At 55.2% G+C, this 25,497-nt stretch carries 20 protein-coding genes and 1 tRNA gene; 8 read left to right on the forward strand and 13 right to left on the reverse strand.

What is annotated here, in order from left to right; translation table 11 throughout:
* Positions 1–45: 45 nt before the first annotated feature.
* From OZX70_RS08295 to dgoD, 4 genes are all read right to left on the reverse strand, one after another.
* Complete coding sequence (locus OZX70_RS08295) at positions 46–879, reverse strand: carbohydrate ABC transporter permease (protein ID WP_277180670.1); 834 nt, start codon at positions 877–879, stop codon at positions 46–48.
* Positions 866–1,762 carry a sugar ABC transporter permease gene (locus OZX70_RS08300; protein WP_277180672.1) on the reverse strand — a complete coding sequence of 299 codons (897 nt, stop codon included), beginning with the start codon at positions 1,760–1,762 and terminating at the stop codon, positions 866–868. Before OZX70_RS08300 ends, OZX70_RS08295 begins: the two co-directional genes overlap by 14 nt.
* Before the next feature lie 85 nt (positions 1,763–1,847).
* On the reverse strand, positions 1,848–3,164 hold the full coding sequence (locus OZX70_RS08305; protein ID WP_277180674.1) for a sugar ABC transporter substrate-binding protein: 1,317 nt from the start codon (positions 3,162–3,164) through the stop codon (positions 1,848–1,850).
* Between the two features lie 52 nt (positions 3,165–3,216).
* Complete coding sequence (dgoD, locus tag OZX70_RS08310; RefSeq protein ID WP_277180676.1) at positions 3,217–4,368, reverse strand: galactonate dehydratase; 1,152 nt, start codon at positions 4,366–4,368, stop codon at positions 3,217–3,219.
* Positions 4,369–4,601: 233 nt separating this feature from the next.
* Between dgoD and OZX70_RS08315 the strand changes: the two genes are divergently transcribed.
* Positions 4,602–5,237: a bifunctional 4-hydroxy-2-oxoglutarate aldolase/2-dehydro-3-deoxy-phosphogluconate aldolase gene (locus OZX70_RS08315; protein ID WP_277180678.1), complete on the forward strand. Its 636-nt coding sequence runs from the start codon at positions 4,602–4,604 to the stop codon at positions 5,235–5,237.
* A 34-nt stretch (positions 5,238–5,271) separates the two neighbouring features.
* A complete protein-coding gene (locus tag OZX70_RS08320; RefSeq protein ID WP_277180680.1) occupies positions 5,272–6,258 on the forward strand; it encodes a 2-dehydro-3-deoxygalactonokinase in 987 nt (328 codons plus the stop codon).
* A 297-nt stretch (positions 6,259–6,555) separates the two neighbouring features.
* On the opposite strand, the gene OZX70_RS08325 is transcribed toward OZX70_RS08320, so the two are convergent.
* Positions 6,556–6,903 (reverse strand): carboxymuconolactone decarboxylase family protein, encoded by a 348-nt coding sequence (locus tag OZX70_RS08325; RefSeq protein ID WP_277180682.1) that lies wholly within the window; start codon positions 6,901–6,903, stop codon positions 6,556–6,558.
* A 76-nt stretch (positions 6,904–6,979) separates the two neighbouring features.
* Between OZX70_RS08325 and OZX70_RS08330 the strand changes: the two genes are divergently transcribed.
* A complete protein-coding gene (locus tag OZX70_RS08330; RefSeq protein WP_277180684.1) occupies positions 6,980–7,309 on the forward strand; it encodes a metalloregulator ArsR/SmtB family transcription factor in 330 nt (109 codons plus the stop codon).
* Positions 7,310–7,392: 83 nt separating this feature from the next.
* Here OZX70_RS08330 and OZX70_RS08335 read toward each other — a convergent pair.
* The 4 genes from OZX70_RS08335 to OZX70_RS08350 all read right to left on the reverse strand — a co-directional run bounded on the left by OZX70_RS08335 (position 7,393) and on the right by OZX70_RS08350 (position 10,801).
* Positions 7,393–7,465, reverse strand: a tRNA-Lys gene (locus OZX70_RS08335).
* A gap of 198 nt (positions 7,466–7,663) precedes the next feature.
* The gene (locus OZX70_RS08340) at positions 7,664–8,023 is read right to left on the reverse strand and encodes a DUF1516 family protein (protein WP_277180687.1); all 360 of its coding nucleotides are present in this window, start codon (positions 8,021–8,023) and stop codon (positions 7,664–7,666) included.
* Between the two features lie 226 nt (positions 8,024–8,249).
* A complete protein-coding gene (locus OZX70_RS08345) occupies positions 8,250–9,305 on the reverse strand; it encodes an NAD(P)-dependent alcohol dehydrogenase (protein WP_277180689.1) in 1,056 nt (351 codons plus the stop codon).
* A gap of 566 nt (positions 9,306–9,871) precedes the next feature.
* Entirely contained in the window at positions 9,872–10,801 is a 930-nt protein-coding gene (locus OZX70_RS08350; RefSeq protein WP_277182185.1) for a DUF1524 domain-containing protein, read from the reverse strand.
* Positions 10,802–11,285: 484 nt separating this feature from the next.
* On the opposite strand from OZX70_RS08350, the gene OZX70_RS08355 reads away from it, so the two are divergent.
* From OZX70_RS08355 to OZX70_RS08370, 4 genes are all read left to right on the forward strand, one after another.
* On the forward strand, positions 11,286–14,228 hold the full coding sequence (locus tag OZX70_RS08355; RefSeq protein ID WP_277180691.1) for a BspA family leucine-rich repeat surface protein: 2,943 nt from the start codon (positions 11,286–11,288) through the stop codon (positions 14,226–14,228).
* 228 nt (positions 14,229–14,456) lie between these two features.
* Entirely contained in the window at positions 14,457–15,524 is a 1,068-nt protein-coding gene (locus OZX70_RS08360; RefSeq protein ID WP_277180693.1) for a LacI family DNA-binding transcriptional regulator, read from the forward strand.
* Positions 15,525–15,969: 445 nt separating this feature from the next.
* Complete coding sequence (locus tag OZX70_RS08365; protein WP_277180695.1) at positions 15,970–17,328, forward strand: MFS transporter; 1,359 nt, start codon at positions 15,970–15,972, stop codon at positions 17,326–17,328.
* A 152-nt stretch (positions 17,329–17,480) separates the two neighbouring features.
* Entirely contained in the window at positions 17,481–19,028 is a 1,548-nt protein-coding gene (locus OZX70_RS08370) for a sucrose-6-phosphate hydrolase (protein ID WP_277180697.1), read from the forward strand.
* A 145-nt stretch (positions 19,029–19,173) separates the two neighbouring features.
* Here OZX70_RS08370 and OZX70_RS08375 read toward each other — a convergent pair whose 3' ends face one another.
* Positions 19,174–20,355, reverse strand: a complete 1,182-nt coding sequence (locus OZX70_RS08375; protein ID WP_277180699.1) for an ATP-binding protein — start codon at positions 20,353–20,355, stop codon at positions 19,174–19,176.
* Between the two features lie 563 nt (positions 20,356–20,918).
* On the opposite strand from OZX70_RS08375, the gene nrdF reads away from it, so the two are divergent.
* Positions 20,919–21,938, forward strand: a complete 1,020-nt coding sequence (gene nrdF, locus OZX70_RS08380; protein ID WP_277182187.1) for a class 1b ribonucleoside-diphosphate reductase subunit beta — start codon at positions 20,919–20,921, stop codon at positions 21,936–21,938.
* Positions 21,939–22,034: 96 nt separating this feature from the next.
* Here the strand turns inward: nrdF and OZX70_RS08385 are convergent, their stop codons facing one another.
* The 3 genes from OZX70_RS08385 to OZX70_RS08395 all read right to left on the reverse strand — a co-directional run bounded on the left by OZX70_RS08385 (position 22,035) and on the right by OZX70_RS08395 (position 25,428).
* Complete coding sequence (locus OZX70_RS08385; protein WP_277180701.1) at positions 22,035–22,520, reverse strand: DUF3021 family protein; 486 nt, start codon at positions 22,518–22,520, stop codon at positions 22,035–22,037.
* 144 nt (positions 22,521–22,664) lie between these two features.
* Complete coding sequence (locus OZX70_RS08390; RefSeq protein WP_277180703.1) at positions 22,665–23,147, reverse strand: LytTR family DNA-binding domain-containing protein; 483 nt, start codon at positions 23,145–23,147, stop codon at positions 22,665–22,667.
* A 790-nt stretch (positions 23,148–23,937) separates the two neighbouring features.
* Positions 23,938–25,428 (reverse strand): leucine-rich repeat domain-containing protein, encoded by a 1,491-nt coding sequence (locus tag OZX70_RS08395; protein ID WP_277180705.1) that lies wholly within the window; start codon positions 25,426–25,428, stop codon positions 23,938–23,940.
* Positions 25,429–25,497 lie beyond the last annotated feature (69 nt).

The following is a 25,497-nucleotide window of genomic DNA, read 5'->3' on the forward strand; positions in this document are numbered from 1 at the left end:
CCATGCTCTTACATTCCGCCTTGCCGTCTTTGCACGGCCGAGCTATCATCCCTTCACTGAGCCAGCCGTCATTCCACTGATGAAGTACTTCTGCAGGAAAATGAACAGCACAATCAACGGGATACTGGAAATCACCGATGCCGCCATCACCTCGTTCCACATGACGCTATCAAAACCGGCCATCTGGCCGATGGCAACGGAAAGAGTCTTCTTAAGATCGGAAGACGTGAACAGCGCCGTGAACATGTACTCATTCCAGCTGGTAACGAAGGCGTAGATTCCCGTTGAAAGAATTCCCGGCAACGTCAGAGGTGCGACAACCTGGAAGAAAGTCCGCACCTTACCACAGCCATCAATGCAGGCCGCTTCATCCAAATCCTTAGGAATACCATTGACATACCCATACATCATCCACGAACAGAACGGCAATACCGTGGCCGTGTAGACCAGAATCAACCCTGTCAGCGTATTGGAAAGATGATACGAGCCAAGCAATTTGTAATATGGAATGAACAGCATTACGGAGGGGAACATCTGAGTCGCCAAAATGAAAAGCAGGAATGTTCCTTTACCGGGAAATGTGAATCTCGAAAAACCGTAGCCAGCCAATGTGGCGAACAGGATGGCCACAAGTGTTGAAACGCCGGCGGTCCAACAGCTATTCAGAATATACTGTCCGACCGGATAATCCTTGAATACCAGAACGAAAGGTTCCAATGTCGGATGCCTCGGCAACATATTCGAAGCACTTCGCCCCATCACTTCGCTGATCGGCTTCAACGCTGTCGAAACCATATAAAATACCGGGAATGCGGCAAAAATGGCACCGATGATAAGAATTGCATACATCCCTATGGTGCGGGATTTAGTCCTCTTCATTGTTCAAAGCCTTCTTGTAAACATAATTGATAACCAAGCAAATCGCGAACACGATCACAGCGAGCGCCGAAGCGGGTCCGAAGTGGAAGTATTGGAAAGCCTGCTTGTAGATGTCAACTGCGATGGTCGTGGTACTGGTGCCAGGACCGCCTTGAGTCAACAGCCAGATGATCGTCACATGCTTGAACCACCAAATCGTGTCAAGAACGAGCGCAACAATCAGCGTCGGTTTAAGCGCCGGAAGGGTTATCTTCCAGAACACCTGCCGGTCGTTTGCTCCGTCAACTCTAGCCGCTTCCTGCAATTCAGCCGGAATCGTCTGTAAACCGGCAAGAATCTGCAACATAACCAGAGGGAATCCCTTCCAGATACAGATGAATATGACCACCGCCATAGCGGTTTTGGGATTTCCAAGCCAACTAATCGGTTTCGAAAGCAGATGCAGCTTCACCATCCAATAATTAAGGACGCCGTTGGTAGGATGCAAAATCCATTTGAAGACGTTCGCCGCCACGACCTCAGGCAGAAGCCAAGGTAACAACAGCAACACACGGAATAATGTTCTGCCGCGGAATTTCTTATTCAGGATATTGGCGAAAAGGAAGCCCAATGCGAAATGTCCAACAACAACACCGACGGTGAAAACAAGCGTCAGCAATAGCGTCTTCCAGAAATCGGACCCTGACAACATCTGTTTGTAGTTGCTCAGACCGACGAAGGTCCACTTGTTGATGAGATTCGTCTTGAAGAAACTGACATATATTCCATATAAGAATGGGTATAGAACAAGGGCAAAGAGAACCAAAGTGGTCGGCGTGATAAACGCGATGCCTTGCGCGGCCTCGTTGACTCGCCGACGATTATGCCTTACAGAGCGTGACATGAGAATACATCCTTACACAATTAGGTGGTGGGATGGGCGGACTGGCGAAACACCAGAAAATCACGCCCATCCCAACGAAACCACCTTATTTCTGGTTAGCTTCGTCCACTATCGCTTGAGCCCTTGTTTTGGCTTTCGCCGCAGCAGCTTCAGGCGTCGCCGATCCAGTAATCACGGATTGATAAGCCTCACCGTGAATATCATTGACCTCGCCGTAACCTTCAATAGTCGGCAGATTGAAAGTCTTGGCCTTATTGAGCTGCTCCATGAAACCGCTCAGCGCCGGATCCTTGCCGATGGAAGGATCCTTCTGTGCCGTAGCAATCGTAGGAAGCCTTCCAGTGAGCTGCGAAAACTCGATGCTCTTCTTCTTGCTCACCATGAATTTAAGGAACTTGGCGACAGCCTCCTTATTGGAAGACTTAGGATTGACATAGAAGCCAAAACCGTTCTGGCTGAAGACATTGCGCTTGACTGTCGGAATCATGAACGACCCGAGCTTGCCTTTGAGATCGGGGACCTTGGAAGTAATCGCGCCAACTGCGTTGGAACCCGTAATCAGCATGGCCGCCTGGCCGGAAGAGAGAATATTGACAGCGGAAGCGTAATTCGTCTCAGTGACTCCTGGAGGGCACACTTTTTCCTTGGTATCAAGATCGGTGAAGGACTTCAGGGCTTTCACATAATTGGGACCACCGATATCGGTGCTCCACTTGCCGTCAGAGCCCTTCTTGAACTCATCGACGCCAAAGTTACGAATGACATACTGGAAACGTCCCGCGCCGCTCGCGTCCTTGGAACCGACCAATGCGATACCGTACTGATCGCCATGAGTGAGCTTATGCGCAGCGGCGACAAATTCATCCCAGGTCTTGGGAACCTGGACCTTGTCCTTTTCGAACAGATCCTTACGGTAGACGACCCCTTGGGCGACCGTGAACCAAGGGAGACCGCTCAACTTGCCATCAATGGTGAACCCGTCCAAAGTGTCCTTTCCGAATTGGGACAGGTATTTCTTGTCAAGTATTTTCGTCATATCGTCGGTGATGCCCATATCCACCAGCTGGGTGGTATTTTTCATATCGGCCATATAAAAGTCAGGCATCTGATTCGCTGTTGCCAGAGCGGTGTACTTCTGCATGAGGTCATTCGCCGCCACTCCTTCAACCTCCACAGTGACACCATTCTTCTGAGCATTAAACTCATCAATGGCGGACTGTTCAAATTCCTTTTCCGGAGATTCGAGAATGGTCGAGGAAATATATTTGATAGTTACCGGCGCCTTTTTGGATTCTGCACCGCTCGAGGACTTGCTGCTCGCTGAACCGCCTGCCCCACAACCCGTGAGCAGAAGCGCCCCAGCTACCATACAAGCCGTAGCTAATTTGAATTTGGTTCTCATCTTTGATACCTCCATGTATCGGTGAATCTATTTATTACTGAAACTTGATTTATTACCACTCGATAGGAGTGCCGTCGTAGGTAACCCAAAGCGGGTTCTTCCAGTCGTGGCCAATCTTCGCCAGTTCTTCGACCTTCTCTTGGTCTATGTCAATACCCAGGCCGGGAGCATCAGGAAGTTGGACAAAACCGTTTTCGTAATGGAAGACATCACGATTGCGCAAAACGTCAAAGATTGGATTGGCTGATGAGGTATCGTGAATATTGATGCTCTGCTCCTGGAACACCGCCGTTTCGGAGGCGGCATCGGTCTGGATGCATGAAGCAAAGGCAATCGGGCCCAATGGGCAGTGCGGCGCGAAAGCCGTGTCGTAGGCTTCGGCCATAGCTGCGATGCGGTGGCACTCGCTAATGCCACCGGCGTGGGAAAGATCGGGCTGAAGAATGTCAACCGCTCCATCCTCAAGAATGTCCTTGAAATCCCAGCGGCTATACAGGCGCTCGCCCAGTGCAATCGGGGCGTCGCTCACATCAGCGATTTGATGAAGTGCCTCCCTATTCGTCGGCAGTACGGGCTCCTCGATAAATGCCAGACGGAACTGGTTGAGCGCCTTGGCGAGCTGGCGGGCCATTGGACGATGCACACGACCGTGGAAGTCCACGGCGATACCAACTTTGTAGCCGATGCGATCACGAACCGCACCGATTCTTTCAACGACTTCATCAATGCGCTCCACAGAATCCAAGAAATGCATGGGTCCAAGCGCAGAGGACTTAATAAGCTGATACCCTTCTTGGACGGCACGCTGTGCGTCATCGGCCAATTCCTCCGGCGTATCTCCGTGAATACTGCGATACACCTTGACCTTTTCCTTGACTGAACCTCCAAGCATTGCATGCACAGAAACACCAAGAGATTTCGCAGTGATATCCCACAACGCCTGATCGATTCCCGCGATGGCGCTCATCAGCACAGGACCGCCACGATAGAACGAACCGCGATACATGACCTCCCAGTGCCGTTCTATATCCCTCGGATCCTTTCCAATAAGATATCCGCGCCATTCCTGAACCGCCTGCAAGGTAGTTTTCGCCCTACCTTCCACGAGAGGCTCACCCCATCCAGTAATGCCGCTATCGGTTTCAATGCAGACGAAAGCGTAACGATGCGGGACAAGATAAGTTTTAATATCAGTTATCTTCATGTGACCTCCTTGTACTCTCGTTCGTAAATAAATTAGTGTTCTTATTTACGAACATAAAAAATAATATAACGTAACTCTACATAAATGTCAAATGTGTTCCAAAGAAATCATTAAAATGCTGTTAATACAATGAAATAGGGTCTAATAAATAATAATTATAAAATAGTTTGCATTTTTAAATAACGAATGTATACTGAATGACGAACGCTTATTCAATTTAGAATGGACTAAAAATGAAAGTTAACGAATTCGTCGGCCAAGCCATTGCAATTCTGAGATCAATCAACGTGCAACAACTTCCAGAAGTAGTGGATGGCCTTTACGAATCAGGCATACGTTTCTTGGAAATAGCCTCTGATTCACATATATCCGATATGGGAAATGCAGAAAGAATATCAACGGTGACCGAAATGGGCCTGCCAGGCCTCCACGTCGGCGCAGGAACCGTTGTGAGCGCTGAGGGCGTTCAGCAATCAGCATTCGCCGGGGCGGAATTCATTCTTTCGCCTGATAGCATCGGCGAAGTCATTGACATGACGAAGAAGCTGGGCCTGATTTCGATTCCCGGAGCGTTCTCACCTACGGAAATCCGTCATGCCTACGACCGCGGGGCTGATATCGTCAAAATTTTCCCAGCCGAGCGTCTTGGAACGCAATACATCAAGGATCTCATGGCTCCGATGCCAGGCATTCCCCTGTGCGCCGTAGGAGGGGTAAATGAGCGGAACGCAGCTGAATTCATAGCCTGCGGGTCAACATGTGTAGGCATCGGGTCCTCGCTCTTCCCAAAGAATTCGGAAGGGATAATCGACATTGCCGCGATGAAAGATAAGGCCGCGACACTCGTTTCTTCTCTGAATGAGGAATAGAACAAATAGTCGACCAAGATTAACGGATAATGTAATGCACACCATATATTTCGACGCAGGCACGACCAACACCAGGGTCTACCTGTTGGAAAATTACAAACTGCTCTGCACAAAAAGCGAACTTGTCGGAGCTCGGAATACCGCTATTGACAACTCCAAAGCCAGGCTCAAACAAACAGTACGAGCGTTGTATCAGGATATTCTCGTCGAAAATGGCCTGAAACCCGCGGATATCGAACATGTCTATATCTCAGGCATGGCTTCGAGCCCCGACGGACTGCACGAAGTCGACCACCTTCAAACTCCGGTTCCGCTGCAAAAGTTGAGGTCGTCTCTGGTGAGATATCGGGACGATAGTGTGATTCCGCAAGATATATGGCTGATTCCAGGAATCAGGACAGACAGTTCCATCGACCTGCCAACGTCGCCGCAAAACGCAGTACACATGCACATGATACGAGGAGAGGAAACAGAGGTATTCGGGCTAATCAACAAACTAGATCCCCATATTTCTTATATGGTGGCACTACCCGGAAGCCACACGCAAATCATTTCGATTCAAAATAATTGCATCGCTGATTTCTTCTCCGGAATTACCGGGGAAATACGCGATGCGGTCATCAATCACACGATTTTGAAATCAGCCCTCTCGCAGAAAGGGCCAGAGACGCTCAATCCCGAGTTCGTGTTGCTCGGCTATCGTACGTTACACGAATGCGGGTTTAACCACGCGCTTTATGGTGTCAGGACTATGGATTTATTCAGCAAGTCCACTGACGCGCAACGCCATTCATATTTCCAAGGCGTCCTCACCGGTGGCATGATTGACGGGGTACTTCAGAGGGCAAACCGAAATCATTGGGGTGCAAAACGACTCATCGTGGTAGGCAGAACCATTGAATACGATGCTTACCACACCATCATGCCCATAGCAGCGCCTGACATTCAAGTCAACCATTACGATACAGGCTCCATACCGCTTTCGGTAAAGGGATACATCGCCATTGCCCGAGGTAATTAGTATGCGCCGTGGGCATTTTGCGTTAACAACCCCGAACCGGCAAGCGCAAACCAATCTGTCAGCCAAGCAGACAATGCGATTCGTACTATCTTGCGCTGCCTGTATGACTGTCGGCAGACGAGGAAACAACCGGCCTCAAGGCCAAGCTCCAGGCCCTGGGCCAGCTCTGAGTAACTGCACACCCAATCAAAATGGCCGGTATCCGATAACTTCGGTTACCGGCCATCGCGTTTTTGCAATACCAGATTCAAAGCCAAAGCCTCTTATGTGCCAAGTCTCTGAAATTCCATCCGCAACTCACTTCGCCGCATACGTGTCATACGCGCTCAACGCATAGCTCGCATAACCATACTGCGGGGCACCGCCGAAGACGATGGCCATATTGAGCCCCTCGATGAGCTCGTCACGGGTTACGCCGACATCGGCGGCGGCCCGAACGTGCGTCATAATACACCGTTCGCTGCCGCGCGCCACACCCATCAGCACGGCGATCAGCGCCTTGGTCTTGCCATCGAGTGCACCCGGCTTCAAGGCGTCGCGCTTCATGGCAAGAAAATCACCGACCACCTGCGGGCTCGCCTCCTTATATGCATCGCGGGCGGCGACAAAACGGTCGGTTTCCTGGGTTATAGCATTGTCGATCATTGCTGGCCTCTTTATCTGTATAACATTAATCATGCATTTAGTTCAACGTTTATTGAACTAATATGATTATCGTATCATGGAAATTATGAAAAACCAGCTGCATACCGACCCAAAAGACGTCACCCTATCACAAGCGATGTTCGCCCTGAGTGACCCGCTTCGGCTGCGCATCGTCGCGCTGCTCGACACCAACGGCGAGATGCATTGCGGCGACATCTACCGCGCGCTGGGCATCACCAAAACCGCCGCCTCCCACCATTTCAAGGTGTTGCGCGAATCAGGCCTGGTCTGGCGGGACCACCATGGCCTCCAGCAAAGCGCCAGGCTCCGTCGCCCAGAATTCGACGCGGCCTTCCCCGGCCTGCTCGACGCCGTACTCAACAATTTCGACGAACGCAGCGCTTGACCACTCCGGAAAAGCGAGTCAGCGGATAAAATCTCGCGACGCTAAAACAAAAAGGCACCGTCTCACGACGATGCCTTTAATCGTGCCCCCCGTGGGACTCGAACCCACAACCCACGACTTAAAAGGACGCTGCTCTAACCATTGAGCCAGAGGGGCAACAAAACTTCATTATACAATCACTTCTCGATTTGCGTATCGGTTTTTGCGTGTCGCAAATACGACCGAGGCGATTGCGCCATAAATAAGCCACTGACGATATTCCATCGCCCCGATTATGGCGCAACCAAGCAAAAGGAACCGACAACAGCCGCCAGTTGCCAACGAAGAGTTTGCAGACGGCTGATTACGGCTAAATCAGAGCATGACGAGCGGGAAGCCGTGAGAGACCACGAGCCCGACCACCATGACTACAATGACCAGCACAATCGGGACCCAAATGGCCACAGCCGATGCCGTATCCTTGCTTTTCTTGGCAAAGCCGATTTCCGCCAGCGCGATGAGCGCAATCGCGAGGATAATCTTCACAACCAACAGCACGGTGATATGCGGCCAGGCATGCACAATCAGAAAGACCCCGCTCAAAATAATGAGAATATAGCAGACGCGGGCAATCATCGCCCAGATCTTGGTCATCCTCTCGGGCCCCAACAGCCCCACGGCCACTGCGACAATCAGCACCACGCCAACAACCAAATGCATCCAAGACCAAACCATATGTACTCCCCACAATAAGAAAAGTTATCAATAATGCTATAACCCAATATATAGGTCGCAGCGCTCACTATCAACATTGCTCATTGTTGGCGTACTGATTCGTGATAGCAGAATTTGCGATTTAAAAATACAGAAAAATATTTTTCAGTTTGTTGGGAAGAAAGACGGGTGGCGAAGCGTTCGTTATGAACGCCTCATCACCCGCTTATTCAGTGTGATTTACAGCTTACTCACCCATATGAGGCACCACGACGGCGCGCTTGGAGAGCTTGCCGTCGACCAGCTTGTGGTAGGCGTCGAGCGCGTTGTCCATCGAATAGGTCTCGATTTCGGGGGTGATCAGGCCCTTTTCGTAGAGTGCCGCGACCTCGTGCAGCTCGGGCAAAGAGCCCCAATAGACGCTGGTCAGCTCCTGCTCCCAAGAATTGGTGAACCAATCGTAGGAGGCTTTTCCGCCGGCGATGCCCACGATGGTGACGCGAGAACCGATGGCAGCAGCTGCCTGAGCAGCGGCAATGGTCGGTGCAATGCCCACGAAATCGAAGGCGGCATCAACGCCCCGGCCACCGGTGATCTTGAGGATGTTCTCAACCTCATGCTCATCGCTCTTGACGCCGATGGCACCCTTTTCCTCGGCCTTGGCGATAGCTTCGGGCTTCATGTCGGTGGCGATGATGGTGGCGCCGGTGATGGCGCTCAGAATCTGGATGGCAATCTGGCCCAGACCGCCCAATCCGATGACCAGCGCGTACTTGCCGCCACCCTGCAGGTGGGGCAGCGCAGCCTTAATGGCATGGTACGGAGTCAACGCGGCATCGGCGAGCGGCGCGGCGTTGATCGGATCGGCGTCGCCCAGCGGCACGAGGTTGCGTGCGGGGGCGACCACATACTCGGCCATGCCGCCGTCACGACCGAGGCCCATGGCCAGGGATTCGTTGGTAGCGGTGTTCTCGCAATAGTTCTCCTCGCCGGCCACGCAACGTGCGCAGTGGCCGCAGCCCGTAGGGCCGTAAATGAGATAGGCATCGCCCTTCTTGAAACCGGTAACGCCCTGTCCCACTTCCTCGACCCAGCCGGAGGTCTCATGGCCAAGAATGAAGGAAGGCTCGGTATGCTCGTGCTTGGCCAGAGCCTCGTCATATTCCTGGAACACGGAAACGTCAGAATGGCAGCAGCCAGCGCCGGCAACTTTCAGCAGCACCTCGCCCGGACCCGGGGTCGGCTTCTCGACCTCCTCGAGCGATGGGAATGTCTTGATCTTCTTGAACACAACGGCTTTCATAGCTGTTCCTTTCATATCTGCGGAATGACGCAAGTATAAACAATCAGTGACAATACAAAGGCATCGAAACGAAATCGTTTAAACATGGCCATTATATCGTTCTTACCCCAGCATCGGAGCCGAAACGATAACGGTATATAAAATTATACACTCATCATATTCATTCTACAAACAGTAAAACCTAGGGATATAAACGTTTTACGAAGGTGTATATCATCTCACAAACAGCTTGAACATCTCGTATTTATTCATTCTTACCTAAATTGTATAAATATTTACTTTAAAACCTTTGACACAGTAACGGCACCCACAACCGGCCATATGAGCAACGATTTTCTGGCCGCTGGCCGGATGACTTGCCGACGCCGTTCAACAGACCATCCCACCTGCTGACTGGCTCGCTGGTCTGCAGACCGACAGAAAATCCAATCCTTCTACTGGCTCACTGGCTTATCGACCGACACGCTATCCGACCTGCCGACCTATCGACCGACAGATTATCCGAGACGTTGGCTACCTTCCAGCAATACAGCAATATCGGCAGGATATTTTGCCGTCCGCCACCATCACTCGCAACCCACCCCGTCGTGGTCACGGTCCAAAGCGGCCCGATAACCGGGCTGTCCGGCATAGATCGGAGCCTTGCCTGCAGCGCGGACAGCGGCACAATTCTGGTAGTAGACGTCACCACCGTTTTGTGGAACTACAGGCGCGGCAGGCGCAGGGGCAGGTGCGGGTTGAGCGGAACTGGCACCGCCATTAGCCTCTTGCCCGGAATTCCCGGAACCTTCAACGGCAGTCCCAGCTGACGAGCCACCCTGAGACGCCGCTCCATTCTGGGGGAACGGGCCATCGTCGGCCGGGACCGCCTGCGTCGGGCAGGTTACGAGCACACGCTGCATCGCGGCCTTTTCGGCCTTGGTGACCCACAGATTGTACTTGTGCTTTACGCCAATCTGGCGCGAAACGTAGGAACAGCGATATGACTTGTTTTTCGGCAGCCAAGTCGCGGCGTCACCGTCGCTTTTCTGCTGATTCGCATCGCCGTCCACAGCCAGCAGGTTGTAAGGATCGTTCGCCATCTGCTTGCGCTGGTCGGCACTTATCTTCTGCGCCCCAGTCTGCCAAGCATTGGAAAGCGCGACGACATGATCGATCTGCACCTTATCCGAGGTCTTCTTGCCCTGCTTAAAATAAATGGTCTTGCCGGTATATGGATCCTCCAGCGTACCCGACATCACCTTGCAATCGTTGGTTCCGGCCTTGAACTTCTTGTCTTTGAGGTCGCGCCCCAGAATGTCGTTGCGGGTGTCGCAGCCGTTGTGGTCCACATCGGCCCAGGCGCGCCCGAATTGCGTGCGCTTGTATCCGGTTTTCGGCGCACGCCCCTTGACCGGCAATGTTTCGAGCACAGCAGCTGCCGGTTGGTCGCCGTTCGTAATATCGGCCACAGGAATGGCTTGCTCAGTACCGTTATGGTCATCGGCCTCAGCCATCGTGACACTATATATAGTGCCGTGATCAGCGGTGACGGCAGACGCTCGGCCGGGAAGCAAGGCCGTAGCGAGCACGACAGCCAGCAGCATCCCCATCAGTGTCACGGCCGTCGTCCTGGCTGATTTTTTCACTGTCGTTGCTTCGCCCGATGCGCGGAAGCCACGGCCCATAGCGCGTTTGTCAGTTGCGGTAGCAGCGGTTCTCATTCGATCGGCTTCATCGTTCATACTCATTTGACTACATTCTATGACGCTTGGCAGGAGGTTTCCCGTCCTTGAAAATCGACTAATGAAATAAACCTGCGGATAAGAGAGCTGAAAAATAGCTAAAATAGCCATTTCTTCATCAATTATCTAGGTTTATTAGATTTTGCTTACATTTATTATATATGATATAACTGTATTGCATATGGCGCATGTCACCAGTGGCACATTGTTGTTGTCGCAACCACTTCCATGCTCCAGAACCGGAAGGAACCGAGTTATGAAAGATCAAACTCATACCATCATACGCATTTCAGTTGCGCTGCTGGCTACAGCAGCAACCGTTCTGGCCCCACAATTCGCGAGCGCCGCCACACCAGTCAGTGCGCCGCCCTCATCGGTGACGATCACACGGACAATGGGCAGCCAATCAGACGACGCCAATAAAACAGACAGCAAGGCCGATACGTTATCCGGCGACTCCAGCAAAGACAGCAAGAAAACAGGCAAGACAAGCAGCAACCCCCTCACCACAACGAACGCAGAAACCGGCAAGCCTGCAAGCCGGCCCGGTTCAGATACATCCCAGCCAACCGCAGGTATCGCACCAAAATCCGCCACTCTCGGCTCCGCTTCCATCTTGCCGCAAGGAAAACCCATCGTCGGCACGCAGGACAGCTGCACCGACACCGGCAAAACCACTTGGGGCGACAACGCCTACTGGCAGGTCGACGGCGAATGCACACTCCACTTCGGCACCACTGACCCAAGCCAAGGCACTGGGACGCTGCAAGGCGGGATAACGGACAGCGATCCCTATACACCGTGGTATGACTACAGCAGCAACATCCTCAAGGTACTCACAGACAATAAAGTCTATGCACCGGTGAACGCGTCATACCTGCTTTCGAACCTGACCCAAATAGACAGCGTCGCCGGTCTCGACAAACTCGACACCAGCAGGACCACCAACATGAGCTTCATGTTCTCCGAGAGTTTCTACACCCTCTCGCCAACCGTGAACCTGCGTCTGCCGGCTAGCTTCGACACCAGCAACGTCACCGATATGCACGATTTCTTTCATCACAACTACAATCTGATCAGCATTGATCTGGGCCCTAACTTCGACACCAGCAAGGTCACCAATATGGACCACATGTTCTATTATTGCGACCCCTTGCAGCGCATCGACCTAGGCCCCAAGTTCGACACCACCAGCGTCACCAGCATGACCGACATGTTCTATAACAGCATTTCGCTCAAGATGGTGAAGTGCACGCCAAAGACCCATTTCACTTACGACCGTGGCTATGAATGGACGAATGAGGATGGCTCTTGGACAGGGGACCCAAACTATGGATTCGGCAACCCCACGCGAAGGATGTGGTACGGGAAATTGGCGGTCTCGTTCACCGGCGGCGACGACGCGACGGGCGAGGCTCCCGCACCGCTGATGATTCCCGACAGCACGTCAGAGGATCTCACCATGCCCGGCGCGGGAACGCTGAAGCGGGCCGGTTACCGGTTCCTCGGCTGGTCAACGAGCGCCTCGGCCACAGCACCTGATTACGCCGAAGGCTCCGCACTCGCCTATGACGGATGGGGCGTGAGCGATATGAAGAAGCTCTATGCGGTGTGGGAGCGGATTCCCGCGCCGACGGTCCGTGACATGACCGCCCCGAAGTCGCTTGGTGGAATGCCCGTGGCGGCAGACGGCACGGTAATCGTGGCCGGCGCATTAGGCGCGAACACGAACATGGATGGCACCTCGGTGAGGCTGCTGCCCGCCGGCAGCACCAGCAACGCGGACGACGCCGGCGTGGCAGCCAGAAACGTGACTGCGGACACCGACGCGAACACCTGGACGGCCACGTTCCAGGTCTCCGACCTCACCGGACTCGCGGCCGACACCACCGGAACCGGCACGAACTACGTGATTCGCGCGAAAGCATTCGAAGGCACCAACGACTCCGCCTACGTCTTCAAGACCGAGCGTGTCGATATGGTCGCGCCTGCGGCTACCGAGATGGCTTCCGGCTCGCAAAAAGTCACAGGTAAGGTGCTATCGGCCCAGAGAGGGTTGACCGGCATCACTGCCACACCCGAGAGCGGCGACACTGTGACCGTCACTTGGCTCGACAACGCGAGCCAAACCATCGGTACATCGACAGACGTACAAAGCAGCGACGCCGCCGGGCATGTCGGCGAATTCAGCGCAGACTGGCCAACCAATCGCCACGCCGTCAAAGCCAAAGTACAGGTCACGGACACAACCGGCAACACCAGTGCTCCTGTCTACATCGACCTCGACCGTCTGGCTGCGCCAACGGTCAACGTTCCCGATGCACCCAAGATGGTCGGCGGGAAGACGCCCACCAGCCCGGTCACGATCGGCGGCGGCACAATAGGCGCACAATCCGGCGACGGTGTCGACGTGCGCCTCCTGCCTGCGGATAAGACCGCAGCCGACGCTGAAGACAATCAAGGAACGGCTTCAACGGACACAAGCCTCGACACCGCCACAAACAAGTGGACGGCCAAGTTCCCGGTTTCTGCATTCACTGCCGACAAGACCGGCACCGGCGCACGCTACACATTCTGCGCCCGCCTGCACACCACGCAGGACGGCGATTCCGCCTACACGTGCGCCGAACACCTAGTCGACTTGACTGCCCCGGTTGCCACGGAACTCGCGTTCACCACGCCGACCAGTGACGCGAAAGGCACACTGTCCGGCAAAGCAATCTCCGTTAAGAACGGGTTGGTCGGCGTAACACCACAGAACGAGGCCGACGTCACTCTTACTCTCGACTGGCTCGATGCCAAAGGGCAACCGCTGATCACGCCGGACACACTCACTCGCAACGGCACACCGCTGAGAACGACAGCCATCAGCGGCCCGGACGGCACGTTCACCGCGCAGTGGCCGGAAGGCGTCGCCAAGGGCGATCAGGTCATCATCACCGCCAAGGACGTCACCGGCAACACCAGTGCCCCCAACACGCTCGAACTCGGGAAGGCCGACGAACCGTCCGGGCCAGCGGGCAACAACGCCAATGGCACCGACAAGCAGGCCACGGACAAGCCAGCCGCCAAGCTTTCCGCCACCGGCGCCACCATCAGCGCTATGGCGCTTGCAGCCACGTTGATGGCCATGCTCGGTCTCACGCTCCGCACAGCCAAGTCTCGAGCCCGCGCGCATGGCCGCCACGCCAAGCAGTGACCATCGGTCACGCTGACGCGTTCTAGACGGACGAACACTGTATGGCTTCATCGAGTAAATGGGGAGCCTCCGTAAGTTGGCATGGAGGCTCCCCATTCGCCGTCCTCGCTTCTCCCTGGCATGCCGTCGATGAATCAGCTCTCCCATTATCCGACTGCAACCTCGACCCGCACTCTGGTCATAGCACAAACTGCTACTGAATCGAATCCCGTCAGTAGTATAGGGCGCATGACCACAATCAAAGAGGTAGCCAAAGAGGCCGGAGCATCGGTGACCGCTGTTTCGATGGCACTGAACCATCGCGAAGATGGGCACGTCAAGAAAGAAGTTGCCGAACACATTCGCGAAACCGCCAAGTCCATGGGCTATCGACCAAATCCCCTCGCCCGCTCCCTGCGCACGAGCCGCACACACACTATCGGCTTCATCAGCGAGGAAATCGCGACGACCCCGTACGCCGGCGAGATGATTCTGGGTGCGCAAGACGCCGCAAGCGAGCTAGGCTACATGATGCTTTTGGTCAACACTGACGGCAATGGCAACGAAACCAGCGAAATCGCAGCACTCAAGCGATACGGCGTGGACGGTTACCTATACGCCAAGATGTATGACAGAATTTCCGACGTTCCTCCCTCGCTGTCAGGCGAACACACCGTGCTTATCGACGCAACATCAACAGACGAGAACGTGCCCTACATTGTCCCCGACGAAGTCGCCATGGGCTATGACGCCACTACATACCTCATCAAAGCCGGCGCCAAGCGTATCGCCTATATTGGCTGCAGCGAGAATCTCCTCGCCGAACCCCTGCGCGTACGCGGCTATGAAAAAGCACTCAAAGACGCCGGCCGGTCCGTCGACCCGGAGCTCAACGTCGGCATCGACAAAAACAAAGGCGGCCTCAAGGCCGTCTCGGAACTTTTCGACAAAAAGCACCCCGACGCCTTCTTCTGTTTCAACGACGCCCGTGCCTGGTATGTCTACCAATGCGCGGCACAACGCGGGCTTGATGTCGGCCGCGACATCTCCGTGGTCGGCATCGACAACAACCGCATCATTAAGGAGACTTTCGAGCCGCAGCCGACCACCATTGCGCTGCCACATTACGAAATGGGTTATTGGGGCGCGCGCAAGCTGATTTCGATGATCGAAGACCGCGACCTTGGCCCAGGCAAAAGCAAGAAAACCGTCGCCGCCATCCCGCCGCTCGATGCACCCAGCCCCGTACGTATCCGCTGCAACCTGCTTGAGCGCGGTTCGGTAATCGATCGCGGGACTGCCGCCCGCAAGAAGTGACCGGGCACTGCCCCGGGCCAATGTCATTGGCCGGTTTCTGGCATCCAGACCCAAGTCTGCTAGAAACCGGCCAGTGACGACAGCTCAGAGACCCTTTTCTTGTATATCGACCTCGGAATGCAAGAAAAGGGTCGCTGACGACGGCCAAACGTCCGTTTTCTGGCATCTGCGACCGGCCATGCTAGAAAACGGTCACTGAATATGGGCGAATGATGGATACCATTCCTGCAATTTATAGTAATTAGACAAATATTCAATATTAATTTAAATATATAATTTCTATTTACCTGAAAACGCCGGAAACGATTTACAAATTGACGTGAATCGATTCTCGTCCTATATTTTCTTGTAAGTTTCTTGCTTAAGGCAATGCCGCAAAAAATCGGCAAGAACGGAAGTAAGAAAGGTATCGCGCGGCAGCGGTGCCGAAAAGAAAGGTGACGAAATGGCAATCAAAGGCGCCAAGACGTACCGGAACCCCTCGTATCTCGAGAGTTCATTCGGTATTTTCATGTTCTTCTGCTCGTGGGGCATCTGGTGGTCCTTCTTCTCACGGTGGCTTACCGACCCGACCAAGGGCCTGGGGATGACCGCTCAGCAGCAGGGCACCATCTACTCCATCAACTCGGCGGTGACGCTGATCATCATGTTCGTCTACGGGGTTCTGCAAGACAATCTCGGCATCAAGCGCCGCCTGGTCATAGTGGTCTCCTGCATCGCGGCCTGCGTCGGCCCGTTTGCCCAGTTCATTTACACCCCGATGCTTAAAGCCGGCGGCACCACCCGCTTCATCGGCGTGCTCATCGGTTCCGTCGTCCTCTCCGCGGGCTTCATGGCCGGCTGCTCCCTCTTCGAGGCGCTGACCGAACGCTACAGTCGCCACTTCGGCTTCGAATACGGCCAGTCCCGCGCCTGGGGTTCTTTCGGTTACGCGGTCGTTGCGCTGATTGCAGGCCCGCTTTTCAACATCGACATGCGCCTGAACTTCTGGCTTGGTTCGCTCTTCGGCCTCGGCATGATCTGTGTCTACGCCTTCTGGCGTCCGGCAGAACAGAAAGAGGAGCTTAAGAAGGAAGCCGACCCGAACGCGCCGCGCACTAACCCGACCGTCAAGGAAATGGTCTCCGTGCTCGGCATGGGCTCGCTCTGGGCGCTGATCATCTTCATGTTCTTCACCAACACCTTCTACACGGTCTTCGACCAGCAGATGTTCCCGAACTACTACACCAGCCTCTTCGCCACTACGGCCCAGGGCAATAACTGGTACTCCGTGCTCAACGCCGCCGAGGTGTTCTGCGAGTCCGCGATGATGGGCATCGTCCCGGTGATCATGGACCACATCGGCGTGCGCAACTCGCTGCTGCTCGGGGCTGTGGTGATGTGCCTGCGTATCGGCCTGTGCGGCGTCTTCCACGACCCGGTGATGATCTCCGTTGTCAAGATGTTCCACGCCATCGAAACCCCGCTCTTCAGCCTTCCCGCCTTCCGCTACTTCACGTTGCATTACGATACGAAGCTGTCCGCAACGCTCTACATGGTCGGCTTCCAGATCGCATCCCAGCTGGGCCAGGTCATCATGTCCAACCCGCTCGGCCTGCTGCGCGACCGCGTTGGCGCCCGTCCGACCTTCTTCATCATCTCCGGCATCGTCCTTCTCGCTTTGATCTACGGATACTTCGTGATCAAGAAGGATGATCAGCAGGTGGGCGGCGATCCGTTCATCCGCATTAAGGACCGTAAGGCTGCCGAGGCTCAGGGCGAGGCCATCCAGGCCGAAGCCGCCAACGACCAGCTCCCTGCCTGATTGACAAAACGGCACCGCGCCCATTTACCTGCGCGCGGTGCCTTCCACAAAATTTCATAGCGCCACAAGACCTCCGCACCCATCATTAGGCGTGGGGGCCTTACGCAAATAAACAACAATTATTAATAACAGTTACGAGAAAGACATCAACGATGACTACTGAATCTCCTGTTTACACCCCGATCCGCGACCACGAAAAGGAACTCGCCAAGGCTGAGGCCGGCGTCGAAACGCTCGCCCTCGAGCGCGAGGACCGCTGGTACCCCAAGTTCCATATCGCTTCGAACGGCGGTTGGATCAACGACCCGAACGGCCTGTGCTACTACAAGGGCCGCTGGCACGTCTACTATCAGCTGCACCCCTACGGCACGCAGTGGGGCCCAATGCACTGGGGCCACGTCTCCAGCGCGGACATGGTCTCCTGGCGCCGCGAGCCCATCGCCATGGCCCCCAGCCTTGAGCAGGAAAAAGACGGCGTCTTCTCCGGCTCGGCCGTGATCGATGACGACGGCAAACTCAAGTTCTATTACACCGGCCACCGCTGGACCAACGGGCGCGACGACGCCGACGGCCAGTGGCAGGTCCAGATGCTCGCCGAAGCCGAGGATGACGAGGCCACCAAGCTCAACAAACTCGGTATGGTCATCGACTGCCCGCGCGAACGCGTAGACTCGCACTTCCGCGACCCGAAGGTCTGGAAGCAGGATGGTGTCTGGCATCTGATCCACGGGGTCTCCACCGCCGACCATCGCGGCCAGATCTGGGCCTACACCTCCAAAGACATGGTCAATTGGGAATTCCAGAACGTGCTTTATGACGATCCGGACCCGGACGTCTTCATGCTCGAATGCCCCGATTTCTTCCCCCTGAAGGACAAGGACGGCAACACCAAGTGGGTTATCGTCTTCTCCGCTATGGGTTCGAAGGCCAAGGGCTACATGAACCGCAACGAGAACAACGCCGGCTACATGATCGGTACCTGGGAGCCGGGCGAGGCCTTCAAGCCCGAGACCGAATTCCGTCTGCTCGACGCCGGCGCGAACTATTACGCGCCCCAGTCATTCGAGGCCAACGGCCGCCGCATCATGTACGGCTGGATGAGCCCGTTCAGCGAGAACGCGCCGATGCAGTCCGACGGCTGGTGCGGCCAGATGACCCTGCCGCGCGAATGCTTCCTCGGCGCCGACGGCGACCTGCACACCGTGCCGGTGCCCGAGATCGACAAGTTGCGCATCAACACGTTCGAGCATGTCGCCCGCCCCATCGAGGCCAACGAAGAGGCGCTCGTGGACGAGGACGCCGAGGCCGTGGAAATCGAGCTCAACATCAATCTGAAGAACACCACCGCCGAGCGCGCGGGTCTCAAGGTGCACGCCACCTCCGACGGTTCTTATACCTACGTCGCCTATGACGCGCAGGCCGGAACGGTGGTCGTCGACCGTCAGGCCGCGGCCCGCGGCGATCGCGGCTATCGCGCCGCCAAGCTCACCGACGCCGAGCTGAACGCCGATGAACTCAAGCTGCACGTTTATGTCGATCGCGGTTCCGTCGAGGTCTACGTCAACGACGGGCTTCACGTGCTGAGCTCTTACAGCTACCCGTCGGAGGGCAAGCGCGCAGTGAAGCTTTCCGCCGAGTCGGGCGTCCTCGCCGTCGACAAGCTCACTGTCCACGACATCAAGAGCATCGGCCTGGAGTAGTCGCCACCGATAGCCAAAATCCCATATAATATTGAGCCTGTCATCGACAACTCACGTTGATGACAGGCTCAATTTATTGGTTCGGACGGGTTTTACGATTCCATTTAACGACTATAAAAAACGTTATCAAACGCATCGCGCCAACCTATACCACCAGATTCGGCAAATCCGCCACTTGCAGCAATTTGCCGAATCTGGTGTCGACCGTCTGGTCGCCGCCATAGACGACGACGCGATGCTGCGTATCAAGCCCGAACTGGTCTCCCAACTCGTCCACAACCGCAAAAGCATGGGAATCAAAAACAGCTGACGCCTTGATTTCCACCGCGTAGCGAACCTTGCCGCCCTTTTCGATCAGCAGGTCGATTTCCTTACGTTTCGCATCTCGCCAGAAGTAAAGCTGCGGCTTACGTCCCTGCGCAAAATACAGCTTCATCAGCTCGACAATCACAGCATTCTCAAACAACGAACCCCGATGATCGCTGAGCACAAACGCTTCCAGACTATCCAATCCCGCCAGGTACGCCGCCAGCCCAGTATCGTAAAAATAGAGCTTCGGCGTCTTGACCAGCCTCTTGCCAAAGTTGGTATGGTAAGGATAAAGCCGAAACACGATGAAGCTGGATTCGAGCAACGACAGCCATTCTTTGACCGTGCCAACGCTGACCCCACACGCCACGGCAAGCGCGTTGTAATTGAGCATCTCACCGCAACGTAGGGCACATTGCTGCAGAAACTTCGTAAAGTCACCGATTTTCCGCACGCCGAGTTCCGCGCGCACGTCGCGCTCGATATACGTGTCCGCATATCCTGAGAAATAAAGATTTCTGCTCACTTTATGTTCGACATCGCGGTCGAACAGCCTTGGGTAGCCACCTTGAAACACCCACTGATCCATACTTTCGGGAGCCACACCGCCCTGCCGGAGTTCCTGATAGGAAAGCGGAAGAAGGTGCAGGATGGCCGCGCGACCGGCCAATGATTGCGAAATGGATTTCAGAAGCAGAAAATTCTGAGAACCGGAAAAAATGAACTGCCCGGGCCGTTGCCTGCGTTCGTCCACCAAAACCTGCACATCGGAGAACAGGTTGGGCACGCGCTGCACTTCATCGAAGATAACACGATCGTCGTAAAGCCCAAGAAACGCTTCGGGATCTTCCGCGGCAAGTTTCTGTGCTCTCGAACTTTCCAAAGAGACGTACCGATAATCAGGGAACTCCTCACGCAACAGCGTCGTTTTGCCGCTTTGCCGAGCTCCCGTCAGCGTGACGAAGGGAAATTGCGATACCGCATCGCGTATCGTATCCGTTATCGTACGAGGTATCATAACAGCTCCCTTTCTTTCCTTTTCATTTTGCGCTCCGCAGCCTTTTGAAAGCTTGGAATTCTGCCGAAATTTCTTTCTACTATAGGATTTTTACCTATTCTACCTTATGATTTTCACCAGTTCTACTATCGGATTTCACCAACGCTACCTTACGATTTCCACCAGCCCTACTATCGGATTTCACCATCACTACCTTACGATTTTCACCGGCTTGCATTATTGAACAGGCATTGAACCAGCATTGAACAGGCACGAAACCGACAACCGACGCTCGTCTCTGTTAGCTACATCACAGCTTTGGCCCGCGTGCCGTAAGGCGAAGCCACGGGCGACCTATTACTATATATAGCGGTATCGCATTGCCCAATCACTAGATGTAGTGTTGCCGGTGTTGGGAACCGACCGCTCAATGTCAACGGAATACGGGAGAATGAACCCTCCCAGACGTATTCGCGAGCGGCGGCCCCAGACGCAACGCGAATACCGCGAAACTTTAACAATACAGAACGGCACGAAAAGAAGGAACACTCATGACAAACGAGGTCAAACTCGCCGATGACAAGATGATGGCCGATTCGCTGACACCTCCGCAGTGGTCGACGGCCTTCGCCAAGGGCGCGGACCCCAAGTCCATGCGCATCCGCCCCGTCAACTGGAACAACATCCAAGACGACAAGGACCTCGAGGTGTGGAACCGCCTCATCGCCAACTTCTGGCTGCCTGAGAAGGTGCCGCTCTCCAACGACATCCCCTCCTGGCGCAGCCTGACCGAACACGAACGCACCACTACGGTCCGCGTTTTCGCTGGCCTCACCACGCTGGACACCGAGCAGGCCACCGTCGGTGAACTCGTCCAGATCCCGGACGCGCTCACGGAGCACGAGCAGGCCATCTACACCAACATCGCCTTCATGCAGTCGGTGCACGCCCGCTCCTACTCCTCCATCTTCTCCACCCTCTGCTCCTCCGAGCAGATCGACGAAGCCTACCGTTGGGCCGTGGGCAACGACCTCGTGCAGGAGCGCGTCCGCATCGTCATGGAGCAGTACCAGTCCGAGGACCCGCTCAAGCGCAAGGTCGCGGCGGTCATGCTCTCCTCGCTGCTGCTCTACGCGGGCTTCTACCTGCCGCTTTACTTCTCCAGCCGCGCCAAGCTGATGAACACCGCGGACATGATCCGCCTCATCCTGCGCGACAAGGCCATCCACGGCTACTATTCCGGCTACAAGTACCAGCGCCACCTCGAGCACCGCACCGAGGCCGACCAGGAAATGCTCAAGAAGTACACCGACGATCTGCTCAACCAACTTTACGACCTCGAGGTCAAGTACTCCGACCAGGTCTACGAAGGCTTCGACTTCATCGACGACGTGCAGGCATTCGTGCGCTACAACGCCAACAAGACGCTGATGAACCTCGGCTACGAGGCCAAGTTCAGCGCCGCCGAAACCAAGGTGAGCCCCGAGATCATCGCCGCGCTCAGCCCCTCGGCCGACGAGAACCACGACTTCTTCTCCGGTTCCGGCTCCTCCTACGTCATCGGCAACGCCGAGGCCACCGACGACGAGGACTGGGACTTCTAGCCTTTAGCGAGCACAACGCACAAGTCGCCGGATAGGTTTTAAGAAACGGCGGAATTCCGCCAATCCTGATGTCCTATCCGGCGACTTGTGCGCTATCTAGTGGCGATCGTTGAACCTCGCGGCTACGCCGCGGTTCATCTTCCACGCGAGGAACCGGTAGTAAGCCACCAAAACCAGCCAGACCAACAGGTATATCACCACAAACGCGATGACAAAGTACGCAAACTGCTCGCTGAACACCACGGTCCACCCGTTGACGAGCACCCACCCGCTGAAGGCCGCGAAGGTGCATACACAGTGAATGGGTATCGCGATCAACAGCGAAACATCCACGTGGAACAGCAGAAAGTTGAGCAGGCCGACCACTATCTCCGGCCCCAACAACGTCATCATGCTCATTCTGTTGACAGGGATCCAATCAGGCACAATAAGTTCGAAAACCACCCACAACACCTCACCCACGGCAATGGCAATGCACAGGTGGCGAAGAATCTGAGCCGGAATACTCTGCGAAGCATACTTGTACTCGACACCAAACAGCCGAGACTCCTGCCTTGCCGACACCCTCGGAACAGCTTTCATCGGAACATCCTCGCCTGCATGACGCGCTACACTTTCGGGTTTCAACGGACGCCCGGCCGCGGCTTGATTGGTGTCAGAACAACTCCCCGGATCGACAGGGGGGCCTTGGGGCTCTAATCCTTCAACTTTGTTGGTATCCACAATTTATACTCCTATTGCCTGGCGAAGAGCGCCGACGTAACGGCGGCTCACGGTCTCCTGAACCCCACCTGCAAGGCTGGCGGTCATATTGCCGGAATAACTTGCTTCCAACGACTGCAGATGGTTGATGTTGATGGCGGCCTGTTTGGAGACCCTGATGAACGTCGGGGGCAGCAGGCTGAGCACATGCACCAGCGTGTCCGCCGTCGCGACGACCCGCGTGCCGACCCTACCGTCGAGCATCGCATGCGTGAGTATGGTGATAAGCACCATGCTGCCCTGCACCTCTAACGAAACGATATCGGACTGACGCACCAATTGCAGCCCGGTCTCCGTAGTAATCGGGATGGAACCAATACGCCGCCCACCCAGAGCCTGGATGCTTTTCAGAACCTGCTGAGCCTCTTCGTCGAGCTCCTGCGCTTCAACAAGGACCTTCACCTGCCCCGGCGGCAAGACCGGATTAGCCTGAAACGTAACGTCCATGCGCACTCGCACCACTCTCTACAGTCCATAACGCAGCATGAACGCGCTCAATTCACAGCAGCGCCACGGCAATCGCTTTCGCACCACAATGGTCATCATATTCAGCTACGCAATCTCTCCTTTCAGCATACAATTCATAATCACGAAATCAAGCTTGACAACGCAATATCTTTTCAAACAAGCCGCCTGACTCAAGCCAAGACGGTACCGAGGCCGCGAATCCGCCGGGTTTGACGCACGATGCCATTGGTGCGCAACGCCAGCAGCATGACAAACGCGAGCGTCAGTACGGCCATCGCCATGTTCTGCGCGGGCCCAAGAGCATGGACGAGTCAAACCAGGCACTGCGGACGCCCGGACTTCTTTTGAACAAATCGTCCTCATAGTCGACGTCCACCGCGATCTTGAACGTCAGGGAGACTTACTGGTTCTCGAACAAGTGGCGTATTGCCGATGAAATGTAGAGCAGCAGCGTGCATTGGCAATATGTAATAACAGAGGCGGCATGATGCCAACCGACACATAGGCCCCGGTAAAAAACCCAGCCGTCGTGCCCAAGGCCGTAATCACAGAATCGGCACGCCGATGCACATCAGACGCAGCACCCCGTATGCAAACAGAGCGCCCAGCACCTAAAGGAACACCCGGCCGCGGCGGCACAGGAAGTCGGCAATATTACGAGATATTACGAGATATCAAGTCAAACAACGATACTGCCTTCTCATCAAAAATCCAGAAACTTGGAGCGAGTCTGGGCCGAATCGTCAAAGACCCCGGCCCGCTCCTCAGCTCATCTACCTTCTGTCGTATGGCCATGCCGCTTTTTAGCCAGTGCCAGGCACAGGCCCAAGGTGAACACCGTAAACGACGCCAAAACAATCGCCGTAATCGCGGCGCCGGTGGTGGCCATCTGCTCCGTGACCGGTGCCTTTGTGGCGACCTGCTGCGGACCAAGACTCGTAGGTGTGACGCTCAGCGGGTTCGGCGCAGGGTCGATGCCGGGGGTCGGGTCAAGCTGTACGCCAGGCGCAGGCTGCTGGGGCTTGGGCCGGGTCGGCGGGACGATGGGGTTCGACGGAGGCTGCGTGCGCAGCATACTGTTGGGACTCGGGTCCAGGCTCTCCGCCTCTGGCACGCCACCCACGTTGACGTTTATATCGCCTGCGAAGACGCTGCAATCCCCGGTGCAGCCGGCGATCAGCGTGGACTTGAACGAGAAGGACGCCCGCTCGACGCCGGTCAGGTCGTTCCATGTCACCGCGCCCGTCTGAGGATCGTACGAACCCGAACTCGGCCGAATCCGCGTGGGCCGCACGAAGCTGCCGTCGGCGTTCCTCGCCGTCGGCACGCTGACGACCCCGGAGGACTTTGCGGGCACGGAGGCCTTCTGATTGGCAGCACGCAGCTCCCGACCCAACAGATTCCCCCATTGCAAGGGACTCAGGTCCGTGATGTAGTTATTCTCGACATTCAGAGTTTCAAGAGTCTTCAGGCTGCCCAGCGGAGTGATATCGCTGATACGGTTGTTCTGCAAGTACAACCTCGCAATGTGCGGCATGTTCTTCAGGGGTGTAAGATCGCTAATCTCATTGTTATCCAGCCAGACGTAGTGAAATGGACTTGCTATCGGCTGGGGAAGAATCCCATCAAGACTGGTCAGGCCTTCATCCTCATAATCAATAATAGCGCCGACCCGCATATCACGCAGGACGTTCAGGTTCCTGATCTTCTTGCTGTTATTGACGTACAGGGCAGTGACATCAACCCCATCACGCTCTCTGAGCATGATTTTATGATATTTTATCTTGTCGTTCATGTTGGTTGCGTGATCAAACAGATCCTTGTATTTCTTGTATCCGTCCTCCCGCTCCTTCTTCTTCGTCGCTATGTAATCGCCTACCTGCGAGATATCGGTCAGTTCCGAGCAGTCGCGGATATCCAACACGGTGATGCTGGTGAGATGTTCCATCCCCTTCAGACTGTGGACATGCACCAGCTTCCACTGGCCATCCACATTCATGTAAGCGTCGTGGATATCGAGCTCATGGATATGCGTGTCAGATTCCCTAAAGGTTCTGTTGACATCGTTATGCCATCCGTTAACGGCCTTGGCCATGAGCGGGTCGGGGAAACACTCGGGGATGGTGCTTTGGCCCACGACGCAGCCGTCGTCCGCGGCCATCGCCGTGCCCTGGCCGAGCGCCATCCCCGCAAGCATCGCCGCAGGAACGACTACAACAGCTGCGAATCTACGCACCACACTCCGCATGAACCTTCTCATCGTCTTCCTTTCTGGCCCTGTGCCGTATCCACCACGATTTCCGTCTTGTGGACTTTCACATATACCGTA

Origin of the sequence: Bifidobacterium sp. ESL0732, assembly GCF_029395535.1 — a bacterium.
Classification (GTDB): Bacteria; Actinomycetota; Actinomycetes; order Actinomycetales; family Bifidobacteriaceae; genus Bifidobacterium.